Source organism: Rhodopirellula sp. UH5, from assembly GCF_056839225.1.
The window spans coordinates 5,931,656-5,949,724 of record NZ_CM166390.1 but is presented as its reverse complement, the minus strand read 5'-3'; the positions used below and the strand labels follow the sequence as shown (position 1 = coordinate 5,949,724).

The window sequence follows — 18,069 nt, the reverse complement described above, 5'->3', positions numbered from 1 at the left end:
CGTAGCCGGATTCGCCAAGAATTCGGTTGGCGCCCGTAGGCCATGTCCCACATGGCGCCCACGCCGATGCGTTGGAACAAAGCGAGGCGTCAACGAACTGCCGTCGCGAGACCAACGTGCACCGGCCAAGATCCATCGCCAGGTAAAACCTGGCCGACGGTAGCCACATCAATTCGTAGCCGGATTCGCCAGAATTCGGTTGGCGCCCGTAGGCCATGTCCCACATGGCACCCACGCCGATGCTTTGGAACAAAGCGAGGCGTCAACGAACTGCCGTCGCGAGACCAACGTGCACCGACCAAGAACCATCGCCAGGTGGAACCTGGCCTACCGAGTCCGGTGACGAGAAACTGGCCTACGCGTCTTCCGGGACCGGGTACTTGACCGCGTTGCGGATCATTTTGGCCCGCAGCGTGGTCGACAAATCGATGTCCAACTTGTTCGCGATCGCGAGCAAATACGCCAGGCAATCCGCAACCTCTTCACCGACATCGTGAAGCTTCTGCTCGTCGTCCTTCACGCGGGCGGATTCCTCCGGCGTCAACCACTGGAAATGCTCCATCAGCTCGGCGGTTTCAATCGCCAGCGACATCACCAGGTTCTTGGGCTGGTGGAATTCATGCCAGTTTCGTTCATCGACGAACTGATGCACGATCGCTTTCAATTCATCGACGGTGGCAACGTCGTCTTTGCGAGGCGGTGAATTCACGCGAGTGCTGCGTCTCAAATAGGAATGGGGGTTCTGGCCGTAGCGGAAGTCGTCAAGACTTTCGGCAACACAGGATGCAAACCGAAACACTTGACGAGTTTCGCTACCCGAAGACTTCGCTGCGACGCAGCGCGAGTTGCAATCGATCGGCTTGGATGCCAACGACTCGAGCCGTGACGAGATCATGTTCGCGAAGCGTGTCCCCGTCAGCGACCTGCGTTGGACGATCAATCGATCCAAGAGCGTAGCGACACGTCGTGCCTTGCAATCGTCCGTCGGGTGTCACTTCCTCGACCAACAGCTCCAAATCAGAACCGACCAATGACTGGTAGTACTCATCTCGCAGCTCGGCCTCGACTTCCCCCAACCGGTCGACTCGCTCGGAAATCAAGCCTTTGTCGAGTTGGTCCTCTCGTTCGGCAGCGGGAGTGCCGCGACGAGCCGAAAACGGGAACGCATGAATCTTTGAGAAGCCGGCTTGGCGACACGTCTGCAATGTTTGCTCGAATTCCTCTTCGGTTTCACCTGGGAATCCCGCGATGATGTCCGTCGTGATCGCGGGTCGGTCCAACGATTCGCGGAGCAGACGGCAACGATCAAGAAACATTTTGGTGCCCCAACGACGTCGCATGCGACGCAGGACGGAATCGCTTCCCGATTGCAAACACAGGTGCAGGTGCGGCACAACCTTGTCGGGGAACTCGGCCATCACGCCAATCAGTTCCCGAGTGACCTCGGTTGCCTCGATGCTGCTCATTCGAATTCGGAATTGGCCGGGGATCTGGCACAGGTCTTTGACCAAGTGCGCCAGCCGCACCCATTCTTCACGAGGCTTGTTGCGGTTCCAGTCGACGCCGTAGTGCCCCAGGTGAATGCCGGTCAGGATGACTTCGCGGTGTCCCGCGTCGATCAAACGAGTGACCTCGTCAACAATCTCTTGGCTGGGTCGCGAGTGCAGTTTGGGACGCACCATCGGAATGATGCAGTAACTGCAGCGAAGCAGGCATCCGTCTTGGACTTTGACATAGGCCCGTTTGCGGCCAGCGAATCCAGACAACCCGGTGGGCACATCGATGACGCCGAAGCGGCCCATCAAATCGCCGAGTTCCCGCTTGTCGGTCAGGACTTCGACGACGCCCGGCAGAGCACTGACTTCCTCGGGTGCCCGGGTGGCGTAGCACCCCATCACGACGATTCGAGCGTCCGGGTTTTCGCGATGCAACCGCCGGACAACTTGCCGACTTTTCGCGTCGCCGGTTTCCGTGACCGTGCAAGTGTTGACGATGCACAGATCGGCCGATTCACCATCACTGGCGTCTTCGTACCCGATCGTTTGCAAGCCCTGTCGCACCAGTTCGGTTTCGTACTGGTTGACCTTGCAGCCCAGTGTGCGGGTTCGAATTTTCGCCGTCATCAGAAAAGAATGCCTGTCAGCCTCGGGCTCGTTCAGCCACGAGCAGGTTCAATGGTGGCAGTCATGCTGCCTTTGCAACGGTCCAACTGTTCGTCTTTGCCAAACGCGTGGATTTGATCGCGTTTCAGTTCCGCCAGTTCCAACGTGGTGGTCATACAAATCGCACGGCCACTTTTGTCAACCTCTTTTGCGACTTGATAGCCTTTTTCGATGGGCATGCGGAACAAACGCTTCATCATCGAGATCACATAGTCATAGCTGTGGTCGGTGTCGTCCCACAGAATGACGTGATAGGGCGGTTGCCGTTTTGGCTTGCGGTCGCTGCATTGTTCTTCTTCCGTGACCACATCGGGCTCGGCAACGGCGGCGGAATGATCGGACATGCTTCCAACAGCTCCTCTTGAAATCTGGTGCAATCAGCGGCGTGTTACCCTGCCGCTTGGTGGTCCTGTTTTGGTTTGCGAAGTGCTATTGTAAGGACGTCCAGATAGACCTGTTAGTCCTCAATTACGGATTTTTCCGTATTCGAGGGCACGCCGCTTGATTCTCTTTCGCAATGCAAATCGATGTCCCAACCCGAACAATCTGCCACCCCTGGCACTCCCTCCGCCTCCCCCTTGCCCACGGAGGTTCAGTCGCGACTGGACGACGGAAAGCAGCGTCACGAAGCCGAGTTGATTGAGTGGCTGAAGATCCCCAGCATCAGCAGCGACTCGTCTCGCCGCGACGACGTGCATCGTGCCGCCGATTGGCTGCTTGAAAAAATGAACGCGGCCGGCCTGCAAACCGAATCCATCTCCACCAACGGGTTCCCACTGCTGGTCGCCTCCACCCCACCCGTTCCCGGAGCCCCCGTGGCCCTGGTCTACGGGCACTACGACGTTCAGCCACCGGAACCGCTGGAACTGTGGACCAGCCCACCGTTCGAACCCGTCGTCCGCGATGGCAAAGTCTTCGCTCGCGGTGCGACGGACGACAAAGGGCAAGTCCTGACGCACATCCAAAGCGTTTGCGACTGGGTCGCCACTGGCCAACCGCTTCCGCTGCAAATCAAATTTCTGATTGAAGGGGAAGAAGAAGTCGGCAGCCAGAACCTGGACGATTGGTTGCCCCAACTCGCCGAAAAATTGGCCTGCGACGTCGTTGTGGTCAGCGACAGCAGCCAGTACGGACCGGGTCGCCCCGCCGTCACGTGCGGCCTGCGAGGGATCGCGACGTACGAATTGTTCGTCGATGGACCGAGTCACGACCTGCACAGCGGCAGCTTCGGCGGCGCGGTCGCCAACCCCGCCATGGCCCTGTGTCAGTTGCTGGCCAGCATGAAGGACGCGGATGGAAAGATCGCGATCGATGGAATGTATGACGATGTCGCACCGATTCCCGAGATCGAACGCGAGGCTTGGAAGAAGCTCGGTGCCGACGATGCGGAATTCGCCAGCAGCGTCGGTGCGTCCGAACTGCACGGCGAAGCAGGCTACACCACCGATGAACGACGCTGGGCTCGTCCTTCGCTCGACATCAACGGCTTGACCTCCGGACACCAAGGCGAAGGCGTGAAGACGGTTCTGCCAGCCAAGGCTTCCGCGAAGTTCAGCTTCCGATTGGTGCCCAACCAAGACCCGAAACGACTGACTGGGCTGATCGAATCCCACCTCGAACGTCATTGCCCGCCGGGCATTCGTTGGACACTGAAACCAGATCACGGTGCCGGTGCCATGCTCGCGGACGCAAACAGCCGCTACGCCAAGGCAGCCAGCGTCGCGATCGAGAATGCCTTCGGAACACCCCCCGTGATGATTCGCGAAGGCGGCTCGATTCCGATCCTGGCTCGATTCCAAGAAGTTCTAAAGTGCGATTGCTTGCTTCTCGGTTGGGGCCAAAACGACGATGCCGCGCACAGCCCCAATGAAAAGTTCTCACTCGAGGATTTCCACCGCGGCATCCAAGCCTCGGCCTCGCTCTGGCAAGCCATCGCCTCGGCGTGAAGCGGGAAGATGTCACCGCTCCGCGGTTCCGTCCCCGGCCGACCGGTCGCGATCAGACCAGTCACGATCAGATCCAACGCAACCAGTCGCGGAGCGACGGCATCCGATAGCCTTGGGTTTCAACCCAAGGTCTCGTGACGCCACCCGCGCCACCCAAGTCGCGGAGCGACGACAGCCGGAAACACGTCGCAATCACCTGTCGCCACTCCGCGGCTGGCCGGTTTTCGTGTCGCCGCCCAAGACCTCGGGTTGAAACCCGAGGCTGGAAAATCTCACCGCTCCGCGGTTGCATTCGCGAAGCCCGCCTGCGGCGGCAAACCCGCGATCAATAATCCGTCGCGGCGCCGCCGGATTCGGCGATCGACACCGTGCTGCCTTTGACGGCCTGACGAACCTGACGCGTCTCGACTTCTTTTTGCAGACGCGCGATGGCTTCTTTGATCGGCATCGATCCCAGGTCGCCTTCGATTCGGTCACGCAGCGCAACCTGTCCCGACTCGGCTTCCTTCGGCCCCACGACGGCCATGTAGTTGACCAAGTCGATTTGGGCGTTGCGGATCTTGGCTTGGACCTTGCCATCAGACGCATCGACGGTGACCTTGAACCCGGCTTCGTCGAATTGCTTGGCCACCGCGGTCGCGTATTCGACGGACTTGTCCGACAACGGCAACACACGAACTTGCTCGGGTGACAACCACATCGGGAACGCACCGGCAAAGTGCTCGATCAACATCCCGGTGAATCGTTCCAGCGAACCAAATGGGGCCCGGTGGATCATCACGGGACGGTGAGTCGCGTTGTCGTTGCCTTTGTATTCCAGCTTGAAGCGATCGGGCAGGTTGTAATCCAACTGCACAGTTCCCAACTGCCACGAACGACCGATGCAGTCACGCACCATGAAGTCCGCCTTGGGGCCATAAAACGCCGCTTCACCGGGCTCTTCATTGAACGACAAACCGGAATGCTCCAGCACGCCTCGCAGAGCACCTTCGGCATGATCCCAGTTTTCTTCGCTGCCAACGTACTTGCTGCTGTCCGGATCCCGCAGTGACAACTGCACGCGGTAATCATCCAGCCCAACGGACTCAAGAACGAACTTGGTCAGCTCAATCGTCGCACGGAATTCCTCTTCGACTTGATCGGCGGTGCAGAAGATGTGCGCGTCGTCTTGCGTCAAACCACGCACTCGCATCATCCCGTTCAGTTCGCCAGTTTGCTCGTGGCGATAAACGGTTCCGAACTCGAACAACCGCAACGGCAACTGACGGTACGACCGCGGCTGGGCAGCAAAGATCTGACAGTGGTGCGGGCAGTTCATCGGTTTGAGCAAGTACCGCTCATGATTGAGTTGCCAACGATGCAGCACGTCCTTTTTCGCGTCGTTGGATGCCGACGGTTTGTACTCCGGCAACTTGACGCCGAACACTTCCGCGGCGGCAACCAACTTGTCTTCGTCATCCTTGGACAAATCATCTTTGTCCAGACGAGTGCTCCAGGCATCCAGCAACCCACCGACTTCGCTGCCGAACAACGGAGCAAACTGGCTGTCGCGGTAGTAAGGGAAGTGACCGCTGGTTTCGTACATTTCCACGCGACCGATGTGCGGGCTGTAGACCGGGTCGTAACCGCGTGAAAGCAATTCGCGACGCAAGAAGTCTTCCAGCGTGACACGAACGCGAGCTCCCTTGGGCAACCACAGGCACAGACCTTGGCCGACTTCGGGGTTGATCGCGAACAAGCCGTGTTGTTTGCCGAGCACGCGATGGTCGCGACGCTTGGCTTCCTCGAGCTGTTCGAGGTAGCTGTTCAGTTCTTTCTTGTCAAAGAACGCGGTGCCGTAGACTCGTTGCAACTGACGTCCCGAGGCATCGCCTTTCCAATACGCCCCAGCAACGCTCAGCAGCTTGATCGCTTTGATCATGCCCGCGTGAGGGATGTGAGGTCCGCGGCACAGGTCGACGAACTCGCCTTGGCGATAGAAGCTGACCGTGGCTTGGTCGCCCAAACCGGTTTCGATGTGTTCGACCTTCAAGTCTTGATCGAGGTCATCGCAAAGCTTGCGAGCTTCGTCGCGATCGAGCACAAAGCGTTCGAACGGTTCTTTGGCTTTGATGATCTTTTTGATTTCCGCTTCGATCTTTGGAAAATCATCCTCGCTGATTTTCTCCGGCATATCGAAGTCGTAATAGAAACCACCCGAGGTGGTCGGACCGAACGCCAGCGAAACGCCTTTGTAGATTCGCATGATCGCGCGAGCCATCACGTGGGCCGCCGAGTGACGCAGGACATCCAGCGCCGATTCATCACGCGTGGTCAGCAAACGAAGCGGAACCACATTCTCCTCGTCGGCCATTTCGCCGAGAGGACGGAATGAATCGACGATCGTGCCGTCCACTTCGGCCGCCACGACACTGCGGGCAAGGCCTTCGCTGATCTCTTTCGCGACGTCCATCGCGGTGGCGTCGGCGGGTTGGGTCTTCAGCGAACCGTCCGGCAAACGGACTTGAACTTCAGCGGCCTGGGAGGAGGGGGAGACGGAAGGCGAGGGGGAATCAGAGGACATCAGACAATTTTCTTTCTGAACAAGGATGGGTCGCGAGATACGAAGTCGCGAATCGACCGTCAAGAATAGCGGGTCAGGGGGGGACAGCAGAAGTTCAGTTCGAGTTCGCCCTGAGTTTCACGGTTCTTTCGTCCGACGTCAGCCAGCGCCCGTGCCCCCATTTCCCGAGCAATACCCTGGCCGAACCCAGGCGGCCCGTCCCCTCTGCAGGCTGCGAACCAGCCTCCCTGAAACACGGCAATCCTCGCCACTTCGCACGGCCAGAGCACCTGATTCAGTTGCGACATGGCGGCCCGTGGACCAAAATGCAATTCCTGCCCTCCCAATTCGCTCCTCGCCACCCCCGCCTTGCGAATGCCTGCGTCCTCGCTCTCCGTGGTTTTCCCGACTGCCAATCCGATCGCACTGACGCTCGGGGCGGCAATCGTTCTGGCCTGCTGCACGACGGCCCAAGCAGAACAAACGGTCGCCCCAGAGGTTTCCTTCCAAGAAGACGTGCGTCCGATCCTTTCGAACCACTGCTTCGCTTGCCACGGCCCCGACGAGAACCACAACGCCGCAGGATTCCGACTGGACGTCGAGGGCGAAGCCGACCTGGATGAGGTGCTGGTGCGGATCGATTCGGAGGATCCCGATTCGATCATGCCACCGCCGGACATGCACAAACCGCTGAAGCCCGAGCAAGTCGCGATTCTGAAACAATGGATCGAACAGGGTGCTCCCTACGAAACACATTGGTCGTTCGTCGCTCCGACCCCACCTGCGCTGCCCGAGTTGGTGGACGCCGACTGGACCTCCCCCATCGATCGCTTTGTGCGTTCCAAGATGGAATCGAAAGGACTCTCACCTCGACCGACAGCGGATCGTCGAACTCTGATCCGCCGCCTTTCGCTGGACCTCACCGGGTTGCCACCGACCGCCGAAGAGATCGACGCGTTCCTGAACGACGACTCCGAAACCGCCTACCCGGACCTCGTTGACCGCCTGATTGCGAAACCCGCGTTCGGCGAACACATGGCCCGCTACTGGCTGGACCTCGTCCGATTCGCGGACACCAACGGGATGCACCACGACCACTACCGCGAGATGACGCCGTATCGCGATTGGGTGATCCGTTCGTTCAATGAGAACTTGCCCTTTGACCAATTCATTGTGGATCAACTTGCCGGCGATCTGCATCCCGATCCCAGCGTCAATCAACTGATTGCCTCGGGCTTCAACCGATTGCACTTGATCATCGATCGGGGGACAGCCTTGCCCGAAGAAAGCTTCATGAAAAATGTCGTCGACCGGGTATCGGCGGTGGGCACGGCTTTCATGGGGCTGACCCTGCAATGCGCCGTTTGCCACGACCACAAGTACGACCCGATCTCACAGAAAGACTTTTACTCGCTGTACGCATTCTTCAACAACTTTGATGGCGGCCCTGAAACGGGTGGACGTCGCGGCACCGATTTCCAGCGCGGGCTGCAACCGCCGTTCATCGAACTCCCATCGGACGAACAAGCACAAACGTTGGCTCGTTTGAACGACGAGATCGCCCGTTTGCAAACCGAAGCCAAAGACTTGCAACCCAAACCGGATCCTCCCAAGAAAGAAGAACCCGCTGCCGAGAAGGTCGAGAAAGAAACGAACGGCAAAGAAAAAGAGACCGAACCGCCTCCTAGCGTTGCGAACCCGGATGCAACCAATTCCCACCCTCCCTCTGGGACGGTCGAGCCAAGCCAGGAGAAGGCTGAGGAGGAAAGCCCCGCGCCAGCCGAACCGGAAATGTCACCGGAAGAACGCAAGCAAAAACTGCAACAGGTTCAAGCCGTGATCGCGAAGCGGAACCAAGAACGTGATGGCATCTTGGTCAATGTGCCCGCAACCTTGGTGATGAAAGAACGAGCGGAAATCCGCCCGGCTCGCATCCTGATCCGGGGTGCTTACGATGCCCCCGGCGAAGTGGTCAGCCGCGACACGCCTTCGTTCTTGCCACCGATGCCAACGACCGATGACCCAAACGCCACCAAAACGCGGATGGACCTGGCACGCTGGATGGTCGATCCTACCAACCCGTTGACCGCACGCGTCGCGGTCAATCGTTTTTGGCAACAATTGTTCGGCGTGGGGTTGGTCAAAACCTCCGAGGACTTCGGCGCTCAAGGGCAGCTGCCGTCGCACCCCAAGTTGCTCGATCACCTGGCCATCGACTTCATCGAATCTGGCTGGAACGTGCAAGCGTTGATGCGTTCGATGGTCAACACGCAGGCGTACCAGCAAACGTCGATCGCACCGTCGGACGACTACAAGTCCGACCCGCAGAACCGGTGGCTGGCTCGTGGGTCACGTTATCGACTGGATGCCGAAGTCATTCGCGACCAAGTGCTTTCCGTCTGTGGACTCCTCAGCCCCACGATGTACGGCAAGAGCGTCAAACCACCGCAACCGGAAGGCCTGTGGAAGATCGTTGCGATGCCAACTTCGTATCCCAACAGCTACGTCCCCGATTCGGGCGAAAAAACAGTTCGTCGGAGCGTCTACACGTTTTGGAAGCGAGGTTTGCCACCGCCACAAATGACCATTTTCGATGCCCCCAACCGTGACAGTTGCATCGCCAGGCGAGAACGCACCAACACGCCGCTGCAAGCGTTGATGATGATGAACGAGCCTCAGTTTTTCAGCGCGTCGACGACATTTTCCAAACGCTTGCTCGATGATGAATCGCTGAATGCCGACGAGGGCGGCAATCAAAAACGCTTGGCCGCTGCCTACGAGACGATCACGTCGCGTCCGCCAACCGACGCGGCTCTCGAGTCGTTGTCACAATCGCTCGACACCTTTCAAACGTTGTATGAATCACAGCCGGCCGAAGCCACCGCGCTCGTGCAACGATGCACGGCCCCAGCCGTCCAGTCCGTGACTTCCGTGCCCGACCAAATCCGCTTGGCCGCATGGACGATGGTGGTCCATTCCATCTTGAATCTGGATTGTGTTCGAACCAGGGAATGACCTCCCGCTTCGCCCCGCAAGCCAAATCGCCGAATTCGACCTGCCTCTTCAATGACCTCGCCATGAACGTCTCTCAAAACCACGCTCTTCCAACCCTCGCCAACCTGTCCGGCCGGCGACAGTTCCTGCAGCACGCCGGGATGGGACTGGGAGCGGCAGCGTTGGGTTCGATCGTCGCGCGGGCACAAGCCAACGAAGCCGTCTCGGCGGAGAAGCCCGTGGCAGCGGATTTAAAAGCGGGCGAAATGGCGGGACTGCACTTTCCCGCCAAAGCCAAACGGGTGATCTTCCTGTTCATGGCGGGGGCTCCCAGCCAAATGGATTTGTTTGATTACAAACCCGAGCTCGCCAAGCAGTTCAAACAGCCGCTGCCGCCCAGCGTCAGCAACGGGCAACGCGTCACCGCGATGACTCGCGGCCAGGAACAAATCATCGCGCCATCGATGTTTGAATTTTCTCGACATGGAGAAAACGGCGTCCACCTCAGCGAACTGTTGCCGCACCTTGGAACCGTGATCGATGACATTTGCCTGATTCGTTCCACGCACACCGACGCGATCAATCACGACCCTGGCAAGACGCTGTTCTGCACCGGATCCGAGATCCCCGGCAAAGCGAGCCTGGGATCCTGGCTGAGCTATGGCCTCGGCCGGATGAACGAAAACCTGCCCGACTTCATCGTCCTCAACTCGGCGTTTTGGAGCGGTGACAAAGCCAACATCCAAGCGCTCTACAGTCGCCTGTGGGGATCGGGTTATCTGCCTTCCAAACATCAAGGCGTCTCGTTCCAACCCTCCGGTGATCCCGTCTTGTTTCTCTCCAATCCCCAAGGAGTGAACCGCGAAAGCCGGCAGAAGATGCTGGACCTGGTCACGGATCTGAATCGCCAACACATGCAGCAAAGCGGTGACCCTGAAATCCTGACCACCATTGCGCAGCAAGAGATGGCATTTCGGATGCAAGCGTCTGTGCCCGAACTGACTGATCTGAGCCAAGAAACCGAAGACACCTTGGCGATGTACGGCCCCGAAGTTCACAAGAGCGGCTCGTTCGCACGCAACTGTTTGATGGCACGCCGCATGGTCGAACGCGACGTGCGGTTCGTGCAACTTTTTCACCGCGGTTGGGATCACCACTCGCACCTGCCCAAGAAAATCCGTGGCCAGGCGTACGACGTGGATCAACCCTGTGCCGCACTGATTCGCGACTTGCGGCAGCGGGGGATGCTCGATGACACCCTGGTCGTGTTCGCGGGCGAGTTTGGACGCACGACTTACTGCCAAGGCAAACTGACGCACAAGGATTACGGACGCGATCACCATCCACGTTGCTTCACCACTTGGATGGCCGGCGGCGGCGTCAAAGGCGGCATCGCCCACGGGGTCACCGATGACTTCAGCTACAACGTGGTCGAGAACCCGGTTCATGTGCGCGATTTCAACGCCACCATCCTGCATCAACTGGGAATCAACCACGAACGACTGACGTTCCCATTCCTGGGACTGGATCAACGTTTGACGGGTGTGGAAGAAGCCCATGTCATCCACGACATATTGGCCTGATGCCAAATCGCGAATCGCACCCCCTCGACGATTCACCGTTGTTTGAAATCGGTCGAAGACGGTGTTGCCAAAACCAAGTCGAGACGCGTCCTTCATTCACGACGGCCCCGTCCGGGGCGAGTTTGCATGCATGGCTCCGGCGGAGTTCTCGTGGATCGCCCGGGTCGGAAGCCTCGAGAACACTGACGCATCGAGAGATCGAGCATGGTCAATTTGTTCCGCCGGCACTAGGATTTTGGAGCACACGCCAGGCTGGATTGCGGAGCAATCCAGGACACTCCCAATGCGAGCGGACTTAGAACTGCGTCATGGATTTCACCGCAATCGATTTTGAAACGGCGACGCGTCGCTCCGACAGTGCTTGCCAATTGGCGGCGGTCCGTGTTCGCGGCGGTGAGATCGTTGACTCGGCAAGTTGGCTCATTCGGCCGCGACCGTTTGTGTTTTCACCAGCCAACATTCAGATTCACGGCATCACCCCCGGCATGGTGCGTGACGAGTCCGAATTTGGCGAGCTTTGGCCGGACATCCAATCCACGCTGGGTGACGATTGCTTGATCGCTCACAACGCCAGTTTTGATCTCGGCGTGTTGATGGCGTGCTTGGAATCGCATGATCATCCCGTTCCGGAAATGCAATACAGTTGCACGCGAGCGATCGCTCGGCGGACTTGGCCCCAGCAACCTCGGTTTGGTTTGAAACCGCTGTCGGATTGGTTGGGCATTCGGTTCCGTCACCACGATGCCCTCGAGGATTCCGTTGCCTGTGCCAAGATCGCTTTGGCGGCAGCAGAAGACTCGGGCGTGACCAGCCTCGAAGAATTGGAATCCAAGCTCTCCCTTTCGCGAGGAACGGCCGGCGAATGGGGCAAGAAAGGCCCGACGACGCGACGTGCTTCCAGCAGACGAAAATCGTCCGCGCGACGCCCCTCCACGCCAGCCTCCGCCGTCGCGATCGCGGGGTCAACGGTCGCCACCGCAACCATCCCATCCCCCTCGCTCTCATCCGCCCCGACGCGAACCTGCGGGATCAGTGACAGCGGCGTGGATCTGCAGCGGTTGATGATCCGGGCGGATTTCATTCGTCCGTTGGAAGGTCGAAAAGTCGTCTTCACCGGCCTGCTGACCAAACTGCAGCGAGAAGAGGCCGAATTGCTGACCTCGCGTTGCGGCGGAAAGTGCCAATCCAGCGTTTCTCGAAAAACGGACTTGGTCGTCGTTGGTGAACTGGATTCGCGAACGATCCAGGCTGGGCGCACGATGAGCACCAAGGAAGCCACCGCTCGGCAATTGGCCGCCGAGGGAACTGCTCTGAAAATCATGACGGAGCAGGAGTTCTTGGAAATGATCATCGCAATGTGAACATTCGTCCTAACGGCTTGCTGATTTGCTCGAGTTCACAACCCGACGCGTGAGCGAGGGACCCACCGGCCCGTTGCAATGGCACGCCATCCCTCGCAAACGTTTCGGATTAGGATTGAATCGACCGGCCGCTAAGGATGAATTCCCCGCCAATTCGGGCTCGCATCGTGAATCGGGCCGCGACTTCGCGACGAATCGATTTTGATCGGATCCCGGTCCTCTGCGCCGAGGACAAACCGTGTTATCCTTCCCGAAATTTTCACGGCAGGCGTCGTTGAATCAGGGCCCCCGCAGCCGGTGGCTCTCAACCGAATCGCCCGCCATTCGAGCCCCTCCGCCCTCTTTTGGGATCGTTTCCGTGCCGCGTCGCGACGACATCAAGAAGATTCTGCTCATTGGTAGTGGCCCGATTGTGATCGGCCAAGCTTGCGAATTCGATTACTCCGGAACGCAAGCCTGCAAAGCATTGCGTGAAGAGGGTTATGAGGTCGTGCTGGTCAACAGCAACCCAGCGACGATCATGACCGATCCGGCAACCGCTGACGCAACGTACATCGAACCGCTGACTTGGCAGATGGTCGAAAAGGTCATCGCCAAAGAACGCCCGGATGCCTTGCTGCCGACCCTCGGCGGCCAAACCGGCCTCAACGTCGCGATGGACCTGGACGCCAACGGTGTGTTGGAAAAATACGGCGTTGAAATGATCGCCGCCAACGCCAAGGTCATCGCCAAAGCGGAAGAACGCGAGCAGTTCAAACAGGCGATGGACAAAATCGGTCTGGACGTCTGCAACGGCTTCACCGTCCGAACGCTTGCCGACGCTCGCAAAGCCCTCGCAGAAGTGGGCTTGCCCGCCGTCGTCCGACCATCGTTCACAATGGGCGGCAGTGGCTCAGCGATTGCCTACAACAAAGACGACTTCGACTCGTTGGTGCAAAACGGGCTGGACCAATCGCCCGTGACGGAAGTCTTGATCGAAGAATCGATCATCGGCTGGAAAGAGTACGAGATGGAAGTCATGCGTGACCGCGACGACAACGTCGTGATCATCTGCGCCATCGAAAACTTTGACCCCATGGGTGTTCACACCGGTGACTCGATCACCGTCGCCCCCGCTCAAACGCTGAGCGACAAAGAATACCAACGGATGCGCGACGCCTCGATGGCAGTCATCCGGGAGATCGGTGTCGAAACGGGCGGCAGCAACATTCAGTTCGCCATCGAGCCTGACACCGGCCGAATGATCGTGATTGAAATGAACCCGCGGGTCAGCCGCAGCTCGGCTCTGGCCAGCAAAGCGACGGGGTTCCCAATTGCGAAAATCGCGGCGAAGTTGGCCGTGGGTTACCGGTTGTGGGAATTACCCAACGACATCACCCAGAAAACCAAAGCCTGTTTCGAACCGACGATCGACTACGTCGTCACCAAGATGCCGCGATTCGCGTTCGAGAAGTTCCCCGAAGCCGACGCGACGCTGACCACGCAAATGAAATCGGTCGGCGAAACCATGTCGATCGGCCGCACGTTCCAGGAATCATTCCAGAAAGCTCTGCGAGGACTGGAAGTCGGTGCGTTTGGATTCGGCAGCGATCCCAAGGATCTCTGGGGAACCGAAGACCAACCCAGCCGCGACGAAATCCGCTCGAAGCTGTCGATTCCTGGTTCAGAACGCGTTTTCTACATCCGCTACGCGTTCAAAGACGGGATGACCGCGGCTGAGATTCACTCGCTGACCAACATCGACCCGTGGTTCTTGGATCACCTGCAACAACTGATCGAAACCGAAGACAACCTGCGCTCGATTGGCAAGCTGGACGCAATCGATGCGGACACCATGCGAGACGCCAAACGTCGAGGGTTCTCGGATCGTCAAATCGCGACAATCACGTCGAAGACGGAATCACAAGTGCGTGCCAAACGCCTGGAACTGGACATTCGTCCGGTCTACAAGAGTGTCGATACCTGTGCGGCTGAATTCGAAGCCTTCACACCGTATTACTACAGCACCTACGAATCCGAAACCGAAGTGCCAGCCAAGGGCGACAAAAAACGGGTCGTGATTTTGGGTGGTGGCCCCAACCGAATTGGCCAGGGCATCGAGTTTGATTACTGCTGCTGCCACGCGTCGTTTGCCCTGCAAGAGATGGGCATCGAATCGATCATGGTCAACAGCAACCCGGAAACCGTCAGCACGGACTACGACACCTCGGACATCCTGTTCTTCGAGCCCTTGACGATCGAAGACGTGCTGAACATCTGCGATGCGATGCAGCCCGACGGTGTGATCGTTCAGTTTGGCGGTCAAACCCCACTCAACTTGGCGCGTGGATTGGAACAAGCCGGGGTGCCGATCATCGGCACCAGCGTCGACACGATCGACGCGGCCGAGGACCGCGAATTGTTCAGCAGCCTGATCGACGAACTCGGTCTGCGGCAACCGCCATCGGGCATCGCTCGCAACATGGACGAAGCACGCGTGGAAGCCAAACGAATTGGCTATCCCGCCCTCGTCCGTCCCAGCTTTGTGCTCGGCGGCCGCGCGATGGAAATCTGCTACGACAATGCCCAATTCGCTCGCTACGTTGCCGAAGCTTTCATCGTCGCCGATGGACAACCGGTGCTGATCGACCGATTCCTCGAAGACGCCACCGAAGTCGACGTCGACGCCATCAGCGACGGCAACGACTGTGTGATCATGGGGATCATGGAACACATCGAAGAAGCCGGTGTTCACTCCGGCGACTCGGCGTGCTGCATCCCACCGTTCAGCTTGACCCAACCGGTGCTGGCCGAAATTCGCGATGCAACTCGCAAACTGGCCGCTCGGCTGAACGTGATCGGCCTGATGAACATCCAGTTTGCCGTCAAGCTCGAAGGCTCCCAGCCAACACTTTACATCCTTGAAGTGAACCCGCGTGCCAGCCGCACCGTGCCGTTCGTCGCCAAAGCGACGGGTGTTCCCGTGGCGAACATCGCGACCAAAGTCATGGCCGGCCAAACGCTGAAAGAACTCGGCGTCACCGAGGAGCCGATCCCACGCCACGTCTCGATCAAAGAGAGCGTGTTGCCGTTCCGGAAATTTGCCGGCGTCGACATTGTGCTCGGCCCCGAAATGCGGAGCACGGGCGAAGTCATGGGCGTCAGCGAACTGTTCTCAATCGCATTTGCGAAGAGCCAACTGGCTGCGGGAACCGTGCTGCCGGAATCTGGCAAGATCTTCTTGTCGCTGTCCGCCAACCACAAAGAATCCGCCGAATCGCTTGGCAAGTCGCTGATCGACTTGGGTTTCGAATTGCTGGCCACCGAGGGCACCGCCGTCCGGTTGGAAGAATCTGGCGTTGCGGTGACCCGCGTCAAAAAGCTGTCCGAGGGTCACCCGAACCTGATCGACTACCTCAAGAACGACGACGTTCAGCTGATCCTGAACACACCGTCGGGCAAGGGTGCTCGCACTGACGAGGGCAAGATCCGAGCTGCCGGGGTTCAACACGGGGTGCCATGCATCACGACGCTGGCCGCCGCCGAAGCGGCCGTGCGAGCCATGGTGGCGATGCGAGACACGCCGATGGAAGTTGAGTCACTCCAACGTCGATACGCTCAGAACATCTGAAGCGAAATGGAAACGTTTGAGGAAACAGTCGCCCACCGGCGGCTGTTTCCGTTCCCAGACGATGCTTTGCGCCATTAAGATGGGGGCCTCATCCCCCATTGTTCAGGCGACAAAGACATGGTTCATCGGAAAAATCTTTTCAGAGGCATCCTGCTTGCAGCGATGTTCCTGACTGCCCCCACGTTTGCTGCTGATCCAGTTCACTTCAGCAGCCAAGCAGGGGCGACGGTCACCTACAAGATCAACATTCAGATCGGCATCGGCAAAGACGCGGGCAAGTATCCCGGCACGTTGACCTATCAAGTCAAATCAGCCACGCCTGAGCTGATTCAGTTGACCGCGACCGGCGACCTGCAGGGCAAAGCATCCCGCCCCTCGTCTTTCTTTCGCAGCAGCAACGACTCACCGTTGCCGACCCTCGAGTCGGCATCTTGTCGTGGAGCCTTGCTTGGAATCACGCCGCTGGGCAAAGTCGAAGTGGTCCAGCGTGACGACATGCTTGGGCTGGTGCTTGGCACCATCGGCCAACTTGCGATTGCTCCCCTCCCGCCTGCGGCCGCGGCTCCCGTCAATCCACGCGCCGCGCAAAAGGGTGCGGATGTCGCGGTGACTTGGGATGTCTCCGACACGACCACGATCGCTCGCGTTAGCAGCCCCTTCGGGATGACACCCTCATTCGCCAGCCGAGCGGGAATCGACAATAAAAAGCTTTCCATCGCGACTGAGAAGTGGAAGTATGTCGCTCATCCAGCGGTCCGGAACCGGATGAAGATCGACCACCAATACGAGTTGTCAGCGCCGGATTCGGATCCCCCACTCAAGATGCAAGGCGAGGGCATCGCGTTCTTCAACTTGGAAGATGGCTTCTATGAGCAACTGCAAATCAATCGCGTGTTGTTCCAGGTCGACGACGGCGTGGAAGTGAAGGTGCCGGTTTCCATCACGGTCGTTCGCGAAACGGAGCAAGAACGAGCCGCCAAAATTGCCGCGGCAAAGGAAGCGGCCCTCAAACGCACGCGTCCATTCACCGACGTCGAACGCCGACAATGGCTACAAGCGTTGGCGCCAGGCTCGTCGGCTGCGGCAGCCCATCGTGCGATGTCAGATCTCAATTCTCGGAATCAACGCCAAGATCCCGAACTCGCCCAAGCACTCCTGAAACGCGCCGAGATCTCTGACAAAAACATGCAGCCGTTCTACTACTCAGCGGCGGGTCGTTTCGACGAATCGATCAAGCAAATGGCGGAGGACCGTCGCGATTACAGCCGTGGGATTGGGACGGTGAAGCGGACCGGCGCCCCAGTCACGACCGCCAGTCGTTTGGTTGTCGGCCAGATTCTGGCGAAATCGCGAGAACGGTTCAGCGGCCACGAAGCGGTGGAAGTCAAAGAGATCCATGACCGCAACGAAGTTTCAGTGCAGCCCGTCGGTGGGCACGGCCGGGTGGAACGCGTCAACGTCTCGCTGTTGCGTTATCCCCCTGACACGGTTCCACAACCCGTCCATGTGCGGGCGGCACCACGGGCCCGGCGTGTCGCTCCCAAACCCCGGGTGGTGATGGAGGAACCGGAGGAGATCGACGAAGTGGAAGATGAATCCGAACCGGAAATGGATGCCATCCGAACCTGGACCGACAAAACGGGGAAATTCAAGATCGAGGCGTCGTTCCTGGCGGTGAAAGACGGCAAGCTTCGCCTGAAATCCGCCGATGACAAAACGATCGAAGTCCCGCTGGCGGCCCTCTCGAAGAAGGACGTGGACCTCGCGGAACAATTCCAAGAGGAATCCGAAGCCCCCGCCAATCCGTTTCAAATCGTCACGGAATGATCCACCGGGTCGCCCCACACCGAGCCTGCTGCCTCGGTCAACCC

General features: G+C 58.8%; 11 protein-coding genes. 7 read left to right on the top strand and 4 right to left on the bottom strand.

From position 1 onward, the window contains the following. Window positions 1-42: 42 nt before the first annotated feature. Window positions 43-384: a DUF1589 domain-containing protein gene (locus UH5x_RS21100; RefSeq protein WP_482633580.1), complete on the top strand. Its 342-nt coding sequence runs from the start codon at window positions 43-45 to the stop codon at window positions 382-384. Here UH5x_RS21100 and UH5x_RS21095 read toward each other — a convergent pair. From UH5x_RS21095 to UH5x_RS21085, 3 genes are all read right to left on the bottom strand, one after another. Next, window positions 356-709, bottom strand: coding sequence for a nucleotide pyrophosphohydrolase (locus tag UH5x_RS21095; RefSeq protein ID WP_482633579.1), 354 nt, complete (start codon window positions 707-709; stop codon window positions 356-358). The two genes, UH5x_RS21100 and UH5x_RS21095, sit on opposite strands and share 29 nt — an antisense overlap. Before the next feature lie 103 nt (window positions 710-812). After that, window positions 813-2,123, bottom strand: coding sequence for a tRNA (N(6)-L-threonylcarbamoyladenosine(37)-C(2))-methylthiotransferase MtaB (mtaB, locus tag UH5x_RS21090; RefSeq protein WP_047816042.1), 1,311 nt, complete (start codon window positions 2,121-2,123; stop codon window positions 813-815). Between the two features lie 32 nt (window positions 2,124-2,155). Then, the gene (locus tag UH5x_RS21085) at window positions 2,156-2,506 is read right to left on the bottom strand and encodes an ATP-dependent Clp protease adaptor ClpS (protein WP_047816043.1); all 351 of its coding nucleotides are present in this window, start codon (window positions 2,504-2,506) and stop codon (window positions 2,156-2,158) included. Between the two features lie 183 nt (window positions 2,507-2,689). Here UH5x_RS21085 and UH5x_RS21080 point away from each other — a divergent pair, with 183 nt between their 5' ends. After that, entirely contained in the window at window positions 2,690-4,108 is a 1,419-nt protein-coding gene (locus tag UH5x_RS21080) for a dipeptidase (RefSeq protein ID WP_482633578.1), read from the top strand. A 325-nt stretch (window positions 4,109-4,433) separates the two neighbouring features. On the opposite strand, the gene thrS is transcribed toward UH5x_RS21080, so the two are convergent. Continuing rightward, the gene (gene thrS, locus UH5x_RS21075) at window positions 4,434-6,671 is read right to left on the bottom strand and encodes a threonine--tRNA ligase (RefSeq protein ID WP_482633577.1); all 2,238 of its coding nucleotides are present in this window, start codon (window positions 6,669-6,671) and stop codon (window positions 4,434-4,436) included. 354 nt (window positions 6,672-7,025) lie between these two features. Here thrS and UH5x_RS21070 point away from each other — a divergent pair, with 354 nt between their 5' ends. The 5 genes from UH5x_RS21070 (at window position 7,026) to UH5x_RS21050 (ending at window position 18,025) form a co-directional block, all read left to right on the top strand. Continuing rightward, the gene (locus UH5x_RS21070) at window positions 7,026-9,665 is read left to right on the top strand and encodes a PSD1 and planctomycete cytochrome C domain-containing protein (protein WP_482633576.1); all 2,640 of its coding nucleotides are present in this window, start codon (window positions 7,026-7,028) and stop codon (window positions 9,663-9,665) included. 62 nt (window positions 9,666-9,727) lie between these two features. Then, the gene (locus UH5x_RS21065) at window positions 9,728-11,227 is read left to right on the top strand and encodes a DUF1501 domain-containing protein (RefSeq protein ID WP_047816071.1); all 1,500 of its coding nucleotides are present in this window, start codon (window positions 9,728-9,730) and stop codon (window positions 11,225-11,227) included. A gap of 308 nt (window positions 11,228-11,535) precedes the next feature. Next, window positions 11,536-12,588 (top strand): exonuclease domain-containing protein, encoded by a 1,053-nt coding sequence (locus tag UH5x_RS21060; protein ID WP_482633575.1) that lies wholly within the window; start codon window positions 11,536-11,538, stop codon window positions 12,586-12,588. Between the two features lie 358 nt (window positions 12,589-12,946). Further along, window positions 12,947-16,198: a carbamoyl-phosphate synthase large subunit gene (carB, locus tag UH5x_RS21055; protein ID WP_047816049.1), complete on the top strand. Its 3,252-nt coding sequence runs from the start codon at window positions 12,947-12,949 to the stop codon at window positions 16,196-16,198. A 162-nt stretch (window positions 16,199-16,360) separates the two neighbouring features. Then, a complete protein-coding gene (locus UH5x_RS21050) occupies window positions 16,361-18,025 on the top strand; it encodes an SHD1 domain-containing protein (protein WP_482633574.1) in 1,665 nt (554 codons plus the stop codon). The last annotated feature ends 44 nt before the right edge of the window (window positions 18,026-18,069 follow it).

Excerpts from the sequence above, each read along its gene's own strand:
- UH5x_RS21100 (WP_482633580.1), top strand. The coding sequence starts at position 43 with ATGTCCCACATGGCGCCCACGCCGATGCGTTGGAACAAAGCGAGGCGT.
- mtaB (WP_047816042.1), bottom strand. The coding sequence starts at position 2,123 with ATGACGGCGAAAATTCGAACCCGCACACTGGGCTGCAAGGTCAACCAG.
- UH5x_RS21085 (WP_047816043.1), bottom strand. The coding sequence starts at position 2,506 with ATGTCCGATCATTCCGCCGCCGTTGCCGAGCCCGATGTGGTCACGGAA.
- UH5x_RS21080 (WP_482633578.1), top strand. The coding sequence starts at position 2,690 with ATGTCCCAACCCGAACAATCTGCCACCCCTGGCACTCCCTCCGCCTCC.
- thrS (WP_482633577.1), bottom strand. The coding sequence starts at position 6,671 with ATGTCCTCTGATTCCCCCTCGCCTTCCGTCTCCCCCTCCTCCCAGGCC.
- UH5x_RS21070 (WP_482633576.1), top strand. The coding sequence starts at position 7,026 with ATGCCTGCGTCCTCGCTCTCCGTGGTTTTCCCGACTGCCAATCCGATC.
- UH5x_RS21065 (WP_047816071.1), top strand. The coding sequence starts at position 9,728 with ATGAACGTCTCTCAAAACCACGCTCTTCCAACCCTCGCCAACCTGTCC.
- UH5x_RS21060 (WP_482633575.1), top strand. The coding sequence starts at position 11,536 with ATGGATTTCACCGCAATCGATTTTGAAACGGCGACGCGTCGCTCCGAC.
- UH5x_RS21050 (WP_482633574.1), top strand. The coding sequence starts at position 16,361 with ATGTTCCTGACTGCCCCCACGTTTGCTGCTGATCCAGTTCACTTCAGC.